Raw genomic sequence first — 11594 nt, forward strand, 5'->3', positions numbered from 1 at the left:
CTTCATCTCTTCGGAAATATGTTTTGGAACCATTCGAAACAGCACAGCTCTAAAACAGTTGAAGGTAAGCTAGTTGACCGGTTCTTGTTTTGGAACCATTCGAAACAGCACAGCTCTAAAACCTCGTAGGCTTTTTTACCTTTAAGATTTCGTCATCGCACTGCTCGTCTCAGCTAGACTTCAGTTTCGTCTGGCTCCTTTATAAACACTATTATACCATATTTTCTGTGATTAGGAAGTAATCATCATCTAGGACATACTGAGGCAGATCATATAATCGCCTTGGCTCTAAAAAAAGCACCGTCATCTGATTTAGATCAATGTATTCTTTCAGTCGAACCAATTCCTCACGATTGAAGTAGGCACCACTATTGACCAAGACCAGCAATCTCTTTTTAGCTAAATACTTGACAATTTGAAAAATTTCAAAGCATTTTTCGAAAATGGTATCGCTCGATGTTTCAACCCGAACTCCTAATGCTTTGATGAGTTCCAATAGCGTTATCTCATCATACTCGAGGTCCAGTTCGTTTTCGAGACATTCATAAGCAATCAGTTCAGTGATGGTAGATGATAGCTTATCAATCATTGACTTGACCTCTGGCTTATCGTTAAGCTGTTGTTCAAGGTCTGCATGAATAAGCTTTAAAACACTAGGGGCATTAACATCAAATCCTAAAATATCTGTCACCAACATCACCTCTGCTTCCTTCAATGACCTACTTTTTTGATCAAACAGGCGAAGCTCTGAGGTCTCGTTGTATTGATAAAACAGCTGGGCAAGACGGGCAAAGACAGTCGTCGACTCAACGGTCAAAACAGTTAAGCCAGATAAGGCTATCGGCTCATCAAAAATAGGTAGATTCAGCTTCATCAAATCCTTCTCCTAAAAAGACAACTCGGGCATCAGAATTGGCAACCGACTGATCCCTTTCTCCATGCAGATAGACCATTCGCGCAAACTGCTTTTCCGTCACCGTCAATAAAGTAATATGCCCCTTTTGGGGATTATTTTCCTTTAATCGTGCCAACATGGCATTGCTAGCGGTATTGTTGAGCAAAAGCTTACTGTAAACCGAAAATTGGTGCATAATGAAACCTTCACTCAGCAAAAATTTTCGAAATTTCCGATAAGCCTTGCGCTCATCTGCCGTCTCAACAGGCATATCAAACATCAATAACATTCTCATATAGCGATAGCTCATATCCTAAATTCGGGAAGCTCCTTTCCTTGACTGTTAAGTGCCTTAACAACTCTCTTCGTATAGTCGCTCACAATATTGGTCAAGTACATCTCTTTCCCTCTATAAGAATAGGTTGCTGAGAAAATACTGAAGAGTTCGCGTTTAATGCCAATAAAGGACTTCTGCCGATTGGCATAAACGATTCGGTCAATAATCGGGCGAAAAGGCTCCATGATATCACTGGCAAAATTAAAGTGATTAAACTGATTGGCATGTTTAAGCCCCAGCTGTGTCATGCAACCGCAGACCACAACCTCTCTCGCAAACATACTCAAAAGCAAGCTATAGCCATAGTCCAAACCTGCATTGATGGGGTTATCCTGCTCCCGCGAAAAATCATTCCCAAAGAGGGTGTTAAAGTAGGTTCTAGCAGCATGTCCTTCGCGGTTGCTAGGATCAAACATTTCCAAACCATGATAAAGCTCCATGACCGCTTGCGCCTTCTCAAAAAACTGACAGTCGCCGAGAAAAGAGGCCTGATTGAGAATTTTCTGGGCAATGATTTCTGTCCATGCCCTTGCTTTGAGGTCCTCCGCCCAACCAATCTGACGAGACAGTTGCAAACTCGAATCATGCCGAGCCGCAAAAGGCATAAGCTGAGCAATGGGGAGGCGCTTATCATCACAAAAAATCAGCAAGATATTCTCATCAACCAACCGCTTCACCAACATGGTAGACAAGACAATATCCGTCGTTTCCAGCAAGAGGATATCCACCTCGGACAGATGGATCAACTCTGTCCGAGTGGCATCCTTGAAGATCAGATGGTTGTTCTTATACGATAATTTTGAGTGGGTATTGACCACTACTGTCCGCCAGCCCATCAGTCATCTCCCAGCTTAGATAAATCAATCCGTGTCTCATAAAGCCCTGTCACTGATTGGTGGATCAAGGTAGCAGAGAGACACTCTGTCACGGTCAGATAACGCTGACGAGGAATAGTCTTTCCTAGAAATTTCAACTCAGCGGGTGCTCCGTACGCGGTGAATTTCAAGAGATCAACAAACGATTTGGCCAGTTCCTTGAGATCACTCGTCTCTTTTTTCTGGGTAAATTGCTCTATTAAACTCTCCACAGCCTTTGGTTTTGACACAAACCGTTGGGCATTCGCCACAATCATTTCAAACAATTCATCAAATAAAGCCCGATGCTCCTTCAAATAAGTAAGATGATCGCCAGCATTTTTTCCGTCTACTCCCTGAGCATGGTACAAGAGAGTTACTAGATGATGTGGTAAAACTAGCTGATTGCCTTTTTGCAATTCACCAGAACTAGCGAGTAAGCGTCGACGACCATTTTCAAATTCAAACAGACTATATTTTGGCAATTTAATCATGTGATGATTTTGAATCTGACGATAACCTTTTGCTTCTAAAAAGGCTATCGAATCTTTTTCAAACTGCTGGCGCTCCATGATGGTCACACCAACCAAGTCCTTGACCTGCTTCAGCTTTTTCGCCTTGCCTTTTTCAACAGAAGCCACCACAAGAACGGCATAGGCCACCGTTGGACTATCCACACCCCCATATTTTTTAGGGTCCAGGTACACCTCCTTGGTTTTTCGAGCAATCAGCTTGTCTGAATCCCCTTTTGGTAGTACCGTTTCTTTCGTGAAGCGACCGCTCTGAATTTCTGTCTTCTTAACAATATTGACCTGCGGATAGGATAAAACCTTTTTAACAGTGGCCATGTGTTTCTTCTTATTCCAAGCAATTTCGCCAGTTTCTTCATTGATTTCCACCATCGGTCGCTCGATGATAACATCATTTGACAAACGAATGGTTTCTTGGAACATGTTCATGAGGTTGGAGTAGAAAAAGGTTTTTTCGGTAGCTTTAGCATCAGTTATTGACCGTTTTCTTACTTGGTACTCCCCATAGACAAACTCTGGAGCCAGTTGAGGATATCGGGTCAAAAGGGCCTTACCAATCACTGCATTGAGATAGGCATCATGGGCATGGTGATAGTCGTTGATCTCCCGCACCTTGTGAAGACCAAATAGCTCTCTAAATTGTGAGGTAAGACTGGCTTTTAATGTCAACACCTGAACGGTTCGCTGACGTTTGCCATCAAGGACTGTTGGATTGAAACGCTCATCCAGCAAGCGAGCAACATGCTTAGTGATTTGCCGTGTTTCCACTAGCTGACGCTTGATAAAACGGGCCTTGTCTTCCTCTGTCAACCCACCACGACTAGCTTTTGTCAAATTGTCATATTTGCGCTTGCTGATAAGACGAGAACGGTACAGCTGCTCCCAAAACGGTCGCATCTTAGCAACAACTTCCATTGACGGTACATTATCTAATTTTTTTCGGTTTTCTTTAGAAGTCGTCAAAACACGATTATCCAGAGAATCGTCCTTTATAAAGCTCCGTGGAATAATATGGTCGATATCGTAATCCGGTAATTTATTAACATCTAGTGCGTCACCTGTATACATATCCTTTCCATTTTGGAGATAGTAAAGGTAGAGGGCATCATTTTGCAAATGATGGTTTTGAACGTCACCCTCTATATAATCAGGCTTCTTTTCCTTAAGGATGGCACTTCCCAAACCTCCTAAAGCCTCTTCTAAACGTTTCAACCGTTCCTGAGCATTTTTTCGTCCCCTGGCTGTCGTCTGGTTTTCTCGTGCCATTTCAATGATGATATGTTCAGGTGCATATCCCATGACCTTCACCAACTCATCAACGATCTTGATACTCTGCCAAATCCCTTTTTTAATGGCTGGGCTACCTGGCAAATCAGCAATGACCTGCTTGATATCCTCGCTATCATGCTGTTCTTGGGCGTCCGCAATTTGTTTTTTGAAACTCAATCCATCATCATTGATTAACTGCATAAAGTTACGATTGCTATAGCCATCATCAATCAAATAATCCAAAATAGTCTTACGACTGTGGTCGTCTTTCAGCCCATGAATGAGTTTGCGTGATAGGCGTCCCCAGCCAGTATAATGGCGACGCACCAGCTGTTTCAGAACAGTCCCCGAAAAATGCTGAGACAACCGTTGCTTAATCATCTCCTTGTCTTCAAAAACCGTTAAGGTATGGACAAGCTCTTCTAACACCTCTTGGTTATCCAGCTGATCCAAAAAGGCACGTCCCAATATCTTTTTCAAATCGTGGTAGGTATTTAAGGAGGCATTAAAGGCGCCTTTTTCATTATCTAAGCCAATAAGCCCCGTTATCCGAAACTGTGGAAATTCATTGTCCAAATAGGCCATTAAGACCTTCTGGGTCACCTTACGGTGCTCCTTGAAGACATGGTCGACAATCTCCTGCTTCATGTTGGCATCAAAGAAACATGGTTTCTTTTGACCTTCTGCCTCGTAACGAATCTTGGTCAGCTCGTTGTAGACGGTAAATTCCTGGTAAAGTAGACTGTGCTTGGGGAGAACCTTTTCATTTGGCAAATAGGGGTCTCGGTTGGTGAGCTTGTCGATAAAGGCGGTCGCTGACGCTTCCTTATCAACAATTTCATCAAAATTCCAAGGACGAATCTTATCATCCGATTTCCGTGATAACCAAGCAAACTGGCTCTGACCATTCGCCAATGGTCCCACATAATAAGGAATCCGGAAGGTCAAAATCTGCTCAATTTTTGCCTTGTTTTCTTCAAGAAACGGATAGTGCTTCCCTTGACGGTTTAGAATAGCCCGCAATTCCTCCAAGTGAAGCTGATGTGGGATAGAGCCATTATCAAAGGTTCGTTGCTTGCGAAGGAAATTGTCTTGTTCAATTTTTTCTAGGAAGTACTCACGCCCCCCAACACCTTTCAAAATACCCTTCAGGTATTTGTAAAACGCATCCTGAGATAACCCCTGTTCAATATAGGCGGTATAGCCTGTCTTGCTTTTTGAGCTAAAGACTTCTCTGTAAAGGTCATGCGACGTTTCCTTCAAGCAGTCTTTCAGCTTTTGTAAATCGTCCTTGTGATCCTGATAACGCTTGACCATAACCGCCGATAATTTGGCGTGAGTCGCCTCATTTGTGGTTAGAATCCCTGACAAGACGATAGCATCCGACAGTTGTTTCACCACTTGAAACAGCTCTTCATAGCGACTATCTCCCAGCTGCGTCAACAAACCTTGCAAATCATCCTCATAGGAATCCTTCGATAATTGCAGCTTCACATCTTCAGGCAAGCTAAAAATCGAAGTAAAATTAGCCTGCAAACCGACCGTCAAGTTCAGAAATTGTTTGAGAGCTGCTTTCGCCTCTTTATCCAGTCCTTGTGTCAAAGCCAGAACCTGCTCCACTTTTTTCGACTTGCTGAGTTTTGCAGTCAAGATATCCTTGACCATTAGAGGTTGATGGCTTAGCTCTGTCCCCCGTAACCCATCAAACACCTCCAAAAATTGCTCAAATAGGGCTTGAACATCCGTATAATCAGAGGTCAATTTCCCCTCATGCAAAAAATGCCCGCGGTATTTGATGATATGTGCCAACGCCAAATAAACCAACCGCAGATCTGCTTTTTCAGGACTATCCGCCAAGTGTTTACGCAAATGGTAAATCGTTGGAAAAGTCTCATGGTAAGCTAACTCCTCTCTTAGAGTTCCAAAAATGGGGTGCTTATGCCACTGCTTGTCCTCAACACGCAGAAAAGCATCGTCTAACCGATGAAAGAACGTCTCATCCACCTGCTGCATGGGCTCAGCAAAGATTTCCTGCAAGTAACGCAGACGATTGCGACGACGGGTTAGCCGACGACGAAACACCCGCTTCATACGGCGATCTGCCGCAACCTGCCCCTCATCAAATAACAAGACACCCATCAGATTCTTCTTAATATGAGTCTTACCAGTGTTACCCATAACCGGCAGCCGCTTAGCAGGTACCTTATAATCATCCGTGATCAAGCTCCATCCGACGCTATTGGTACCGATGTCAAGTCCGATAGAATATGGTTTCTTCATAAAATAACCCCTTAAGTAAAATATTTATAACTATATTGTACTCTTATTTTAAAAATAAGCAAGCATTTAGCTACCCGATTGGCCTATTTTTTGATAGAATAAGAACAAGATTTTACTTAGTTTTACAGCTGTAGGTTTTCTAAAAAATTACTTGACAAGTTTTATAACTCATGTTATACTGAACCCGTGGAGCTATTCGAAACAGCACAGCACGTTAAAATAAGGCTTTGTCCGTATACATTTTGCGCACCGATTCGGTGTTTTTTTGTGCGATGACAAAACCAACTAGTCCCATAAAAACTAGACAGCACTCGTGTCCCATAACAGGACACCGCCAGCCTTGATCACTAAAAATAGATGCCAAATACGACTAATATTTTCAAGGGAAACAACAATAAGCATCCAACAATAACCAAAGCATCAAAAAAATTGGTAAGCCTTCTGCTATTTAGCAATAAGGCTTACCAATTTTTTGTTAGTTAAAAGAAAATCCGCTGCAAGATCCCGTCTGCATCTCGTTCATAGTAGAGTTCTGAGTGGGCATCATTGAAATAAAAGGTCAACAAATCATCCATAGAGTCCGCCAATTCTACCCTACCTGAGGCAATGTCGTCATGACTCACCCAGACCACTTCCCCTTCTTCAGAAGATTGAATCTCTCCCGTAAACTCTGTCGTTCGGTAAAGAAAGACTAAATAACGGGTACCGTCATCTCGGGTATGAAAATGCTTGACCCCCACCAATTTAGGATTAACTATGGTTAACCCTGTTTCTTCTTTGATTTCTCGGACAACCGAGGCATGAAGACTCTCCTTTTCCTCAATGTGGCCACCAGGTAGGGCGGCGCCAGACCAAGCATAGCGTTCTGGTGAGCGAAATTGCATAACAAAGCGCCCTGCAGCATCCTCTATCAAACACATATTGGTTAAAATGACTTCTTGGCATAATCGTTTCCTTTATCCTTTTATCCCATACTTATGATACCATAAAACTGACCAGATTACTCTGGTCAGCAGTACCATTATATTCTCTTGAACGCTACAAACCGTGTGCCTTGATAGGTTAACTCCCCCTCATCACCTTCTGCGAGCTGACCGTAATCGGTGCTTTTGACCCGAAATTCCTGACGGGTCTTATCAGCAAATTCAAAGGTGACATAGTAGTAGGTGTAAGCATTGTTGGTCCCCCTAACCTGCTGACGCTTGGTCACTAGGCGAGCTCCTCTCGTCAAGCGCTCTACTTGGTTATCGCTTTGCCATTGGAACAAAAAGCGAATCAGCTGAAAACCAAAAATAGCTAGTATGATAGCAAATATAGAAAAGGGAACGAGATGAAAGTAGTAAAAGATAAAGTCTGTCATCACAACCTCCTAAAAAGCAACTTTACAAGGCGCCTCCTCCATGATCATCTTCAGTCAATCTCGAAAAATCGAAGACAAGCGGTGCTAAACCTATTCTACCGCTATCCAGCATGATATTGTTTCGCGCGATTGAAGTTATTAGCGCTCTTGGGCTTCAAAAATCCAACAACGTTTCCACTGGTGACTTTCACCTGGAGCAATGCGAATCGTCTGAATGATTTCTGGACTGACGATGTGGTCGGTCGCCCAGAGCAGAAGACTGGTCGGTTTGACACTGTCAATCCCTGTCACACTCGCCTTAGCTCCCTGATGCAGCAACTTCCACGTAAAAGTGTCCTGCTCAGCGATTCCTTCAGTTGACAAGACACTAAGCGACACATCAGTCTCGCACTTGTCAAAGCGAATAGCACGACCATCCGCGATAAAATTATTGTGATCATAACCACCCCAGCCCTCTAGGCGCTCCGTTCCAAGATCTGGCATGTCGGGCAATTCCAGGCGGTAGTCAGGTGAAATCGCCATACCATCAATGCTGAGAAAATTATGGCAGTACTCCTCGGTCTCCATCACACGCTCGCCAACATTTGTGATTTCCCCCTCCAAAATCAGCCTGTTGTCCTCAATCGTGATGGTTTTACGGATTGTCGCGGCGATGTCACGGCATGGCAGAGCTTCTGTGACAAACTCCGCAGAGGTAGCTGTATGAGTAAAGCTAACAGGATAAGGCGTCACCTCAGGATAAGTGTAGTCAAAACGGTAGCCCTGATTAGAATCTTGTTTAATCAAGCCAACACCCAATTTGGGGAAATACTCACCAATCTCAGTGCCTTGACTAAAATCAGCACTAAACTCACAACATAGTCCTCGTCCACCTGACGATGGATGCCTGAGGTTCATGGGCTCATTAGCCCCAAAATGAGTATCTCCATCCAAAACAACATTTGAAATATAGCCTGCACGATCAAAACGATGGGTATCGTTTGGTCGCTCCCCAGGTTCTGAAATCTCTACCCGCAAGCGGTCGTTGGTCAAAAAAATCATCTTTTCCCTCCTTGTTAATCGCTTTCATTATATCATATTCGATTAGTTTTGTATAGATATTTGCAGTAAAAGACAGGGGAGTGACATGCAAAAAGACTTGCTGAGTGTCAAATCATATTGACTTCTAAAAAATGAAGTTGCTCACGCATCCCGACATGATAAAAAATAACGCACCTGTACTCGCGAGTACAAGTGCGTAAGCATGACTAATCTCTAGATAGGATGACAACATAACGTTCTGGATCTTCACCTTCTGAATAACTCTCAACACCAGAAATTTGAGAAATCGTTTTATGGATAATTTTACGCTCGTTGTTGCTCATCGGTTCCAAACGATGCGGACGTCCATTATCTAGCACTCGGCGCGCAGAGCGATGAGCCATATCGACCAGAGTTTCTGTACGATGTTCTAGATAATCGTGAACATTAAGCATCACATTGAAATGGCGAGAATAGCGATCATGCAAGTAGTTCTGAGCTAAAAGCTGTAAAGATTTCAAAACCTTGCCATGATAGCCGATAATACGACCTGGCTCAGGAGTATCAATCTGCAAAATGAGCTGGCGCCGACTTCTTTTAATGCTAATATCAGCTTCTAAATCCATATCATAAATAATCTGTTGAACATAAGACAAAACATCTTCTTGAGCCTGTTCAATCATTTTGGGGCTTTCGACAGCCTCTTCAATCCCATCAAATTCCTGAGCAATAAAAGCCTCAAAGTCCTTATCTTCCTGCTTTGGTGCAGTTTTCTCTGTCTGCTCTGATAAGGACACTTGCTCGTCTGCAACAACTTGACTAGTTGGTTCCTCAACTCGGACAGGCTCTGAAGCCAATTCTTCTTGCTCACGGTTTTCAACCAGTGGAGAAATCTCGACTTGAGCTGGTTTCTTACCAAATAATCCTAAAAATCCTTTTGATTCCTTGGCCAAAATAACAATATTCGCCTGTGAACGTGTTAAGCCTAAACTGGTCAGACCTTTTTCAACCGCTTCTTCAACGTTGACCCCTGTAAATACTGCCATTGTTTCCTCCTTGATACAACTGCTTTTCTCTATTTCATTTTTATACTCGACTAAGGTTAGCGACGTTTCGCCATTTTTTTCTTAGCTCGTCTGATTTTTGCTTCTTTTTCTTTAACCGCACGTTCAGCTGCTTCACGCTCTGCAATGACCTTAAAGGGATTGTTAAATAGTAAGAGCTGGACCACTTGAAAGGCATTAGAGACTGTCCAGTAAAGGGCCACACCGCTAGCAACCTGCACAGCGAAAAGTAAAATCAATCCAGGGGCGATATAGGTCATTACCGTCGTCATCGTATCCTTGTTTGGGTTCGCTTTGCTGGTCAGCCAAGTTGATAAGAACGTAAACCCAGCTGCTAAAATTGGCAAAATAAAGTATGGGTCTGGCTTGGCAATTTCTAACCAAAGAAAATGTCCCTCTCGTAAAAACTCAACGCGAGTAAGGGCTTGGAAGAGCGCCATTAGAATAGGCAACTGCAAAAATAGTGGCAGAAAACTTGCCCAAGGGTTGATCCCTTGTTCCTTATAGAGAACTTGTGTTTCCTCCGACAACTGCACCCTGCTGTCCATATCCTTACCAGGATACTTGGCTTGCAAAGCACGCAATTGAGGTTGAAGTGCTTGCATTTTCTGGCTCGATTTAATCTGCATATTGTAAAGTGGTAGCAGAACAATCCGAATAACAATTGTAAACAGGATGATACCTAAGCCAGTCAGACCTCCAAATGATAGACTTTTAATCATTTGAGCAAAGAAAAAGACAAACTTTTCCCATAGAGAGGTTGATGAACTAGTAATATCTGCGACTTGGCTACTTGATTGACAGCCGACCAAGAACAGCAGGCTGAATAGCATTAAAATGGTTAATTTCCCTTTTTTCAAGCGATCGTCTCCTTATAAAGCTTTGCTTTGGTTAAAACATGAGAGAGGTGTTGCTTCATCTGCACATAGGTCAAGTCTTCGACACCCTTGCGAGCGATAATCACCATGTCATAGGTTTTCAAATCAGGCTCAAATTCCATGATGAGATGGCGCAGTTGGCGTTTCACTCGATTGCGACGAACAGCATTTCCAAGCTTTTTGCTGACGGATAACCCTAATCTCAAGTGAGCTAATTGTCTATTTAAACTGTAGACCACAAACTGGCGATTGGCATAGCTCTGACCTTCTTTGAATACAAGCTGAAAATCCCTGTCACGCTTCACTCGATAAGATTTTTTCATAGTATTCCTCAATCTAATCTTTAGTGCTATTATAACATAATTTTAAGAAATAAACAGCCTAAATTGAATTGAACAGAGGAAAATTATCGGTCTCTCATCTGTAAAATGACACGCAAGAAAAGGACATCTTTATCTGCTCTCAGAAACAGTATCAGAAAGAGAGGAGGATGCCCTTTTAAGGGATATTATAAAACCATCTATCAAGACCTGAACGAAGACAGAGACAAGTCTGCTTAACCATTACTCAAGAAATGAGTGAGGTCACTTCGACCAAAATCTGAAAGAATAGAGTAGCAACAGAAGTCATCAAAATCCTTTATATTTTTGATTTTTTTCAATTTTTATTATACAATAAAACCAAATAAAAAGAAAGCGGTAACACTATGTTTAAGGCAGAAATTTTTTTTTTACTTTTGACTATCATCGAAACTGCAACCTTGTTGTTTTTAAAAAGAGGTCTCGAAATGGGTTATTTAGACACAAAAGCTATCATCCTCACAGTTTTTTCATTTGCCTTTTTTAACCTCTGTTCATTCGCTTGGGTCTACTTTGTCATTAAAAACAAAAATAAATAGACTTATTTTTAAAAGTCAGAACTTCTCAAAAAACGCACTTCCTTGCACCTGCTCCGTAAATGTGTTATATTGATTCCGCGAAAGGATGATGTTTCCTAGACCATGAGCAACGGAAAAGCCCCAGCAGTGCAATGAACCGCACCCCAAAAGTTAGACAGATAATCTAACGAATGGGGTGCTTTTTTATGAAATTGAGCTACGAAGATAAA

The 11594-nt window shown here is 42.4% G+C and carries 10 protein-coding genes and 1 CRISPR repeat array (1 of these 11 running past the window's edge); all 10 genes read right to left on the reverse strand.

The window, feature by feature from the left end; all coding sequences use genetic code 11:
* A CRISPR array of direct repeats spans positions 1-122; the repeat unit is 36 nt; unit sequence GTTTTGGAACCATTCGAAACAGCACAGCTCTAAAAC; it begins 507 nt to the left of the window's first position.
* Positions 123-211: 89 nt separating this feature from the next.
* The gene (gene csn2 / locus ACERC8_RS00410) at positions 212-877 is read right to left on the reverse strand and encodes a type II-A CRISPR-associated protein Csn2 (protein WP_373657916.1); all 666 of its coding nucleotides are present in this window, start codon (positions 875-877) and stop codon (positions 212-214) included.
* A complete protein-coding gene (gene cas2 / locus ACERC8_RS00415) occupies positions 849-1205 on the reverse strand; it encodes a CRISPR-associated endonuclease Cas2 (RefSeq protein ID WP_168548032.1) in 357 nt (118 codons plus the stop codon). The genes csn2 and cas2 overlap by 29 nt, the downstream gene beginning before the upstream one ends.
* Positions 1202-2068, reverse strand: coding sequence for a type II CRISPR-associated endonuclease Cas1 (cas1, locus tag ACERC8_RS00420; RefSeq protein ID WP_373657918.1), 867 nt, complete (start codon positions 2066-2068; stop codon positions 1202-1204). The genes cas2 and cas1 overlap by 4 nt, the downstream gene beginning before the upstream one ends.
* Entirely contained in the window at positions 2068-6165 is a 4098-nt protein-coding gene (gene cas9, locus ACERC8_RS00425) for a type II CRISPR RNA-guided endonuclease Cas9 (protein ID WP_373657920.1), read from the reverse strand. Before cas9 ends, cas1 begins: the two co-directional genes overlap by 1 nt.
* 479 nt (positions 6166-6644) lie before the next feature.
* Positions 6645-7085 (reverse strand): 8-oxo-dGTP diphosphatase, encoded by a 441-nt coding sequence (locus ACERC8_RS00430; protein ID WP_373657922.1) that lies wholly within the window; start codon positions 7083-7085, stop codon positions 6645-6647.
* A gap of 101 nt (positions 7086-7186) precedes the next feature.
* Positions 7187-7525 (reverse strand): DUF2500 domain-containing protein, encoded by a 339-nt coding sequence (locus ACERC8_RS00435; RefSeq protein WP_373657924.1) that lies wholly within the window; start codon positions 7523-7525, stop codon positions 7187-7189.
* Positions 7526-7663: 138 nt separating this feature from the next.
* Positions 7664-8566 carry a hypothetical protein gene (locus ACERC8_RS00440; protein WP_373657925.1) on the reverse strand — a complete coding sequence of 301 codons (903 nt, stop codon included), beginning with the start codon at positions 8564-8566 and terminating at the stop codon, positions 7664-7666.
* A 206-nt stretch (positions 8567-8772) separates the two neighbouring features.
* Positions 8773-9591, reverse strand: a complete 819-nt coding sequence (jag, locus tag ACERC8_RS00445; RefSeq protein WP_373657927.1) for an RNA-binding cell elongation regulator Jag/EloR — start codon at positions 9589-9591, stop codon at positions 8773-8775.
* A gap of 56 nt (positions 9592-9647) precedes the next feature.
* Positions 9648-10442, reverse strand: a complete 795-nt coding sequence (locus tag ACERC8_RS00450) for a YidC/Oxa1 family membrane protein insertase (protein WP_373657934.1) — start codon at positions 10440-10442, stop codon at positions 9648-9650.
* Positions 10443-10465: 23 nt separating this feature from the next.
* Positions 10466-10810 (reverse strand): ribonuclease P protein component, encoded by a 345-nt coding sequence (gene rnpA, locus ACERC8_RS00455; protein WP_373657928.1) that lies wholly within the window; start codon positions 10808-10810, stop codon positions 10466-10468.
* Between the last annotated feature and the right edge of the window lie 784 nt (positions 10811-11594).

It is taken from the genome of Streptococcus sp. E29BA (assembly GCF_041807805.1).
GTDB lineage: Bacteria > Bacillota > Bacilli > Lactobacillales > Streptococcaceae > Streptococcus > Streptococcus entericus.